A 615-nucleotide genomic window follows, 5' to 3' on the forward strand; every position below is an offset into this window, starting at 1 on the left:
GCCGCCACCGGCCTGGCCACCGTCACCCCCGACGGCACCGTCCTCGACACCTGGTCGTCGGCGAGCAGCCGCCCGGCCCCCAGACCGCCGCCATCCGGGACACCGGCGGAAAGCCCAGCTCGGCGCGCTCCCCCAGCTCCGTGCGGGCGAAGCCCGCGGGGTCCCAGCGCACCAGGGCCTGCACCGGCCGCTGCGCCGGGTCGGCGACGACGGCCGTGACCCCGCCTTCCGCCGACCCGCGGACCAGCGCGGCGGCGGTCAGCCAGCGCCGCAGCGCCTCCTCCCCGGCCCGCAGGTCCGGGCGGTTCAGCAGCGCCCAGCCGTCGAGCAGCAGCGCCGCGGCGTACCCGTGCTCGGCGACGGGCTCGGCGCCCGGCGTGCTGACGACCAGCGCCGGGGCGTCCGGCACCTGCGCCAGCACGTGGTCCCGGCCGGACGTGCGCACCGGCACCGACGGGAACGCCCGGCCCAGTTCCTCCGCCGTCCGCCGGGCGCCGACGGCCTGCGCGCGCAGCCGGGCGCCGCCGCACGCGGGACAGTGCCAGGCGTCCTCCCGCGCCGCGCACCAGCCGCACCCCAGCGCCTGCCGGCGGCCCTCGCCGACCAGCGGCCCGC

At 81.3% G+C, this 615-nt stretch carries 1 pseudogene; it reads right to left on the reverse strand.

Annotated elements, in window-relative coordinates:
• Positions 1–73: 73 nt before the first annotated feature.
• A pseudogene (locus ABD317_RS37575) lies at positions 74–615 on the reverse strand (primosome assembly protein PriA); the annotation flags it as partial.

Origin of the sequence: Streptomyces synnematoformans (assembly GCF_039531005.1) — a bacterium.
Taxonomy (GTDB): domain Bacteria; phylum Actinomycetota; class Actinomycetes; order Streptomycetales; family Streptomycetaceae; genus Streptomyces; species Streptomyces synnematoformans.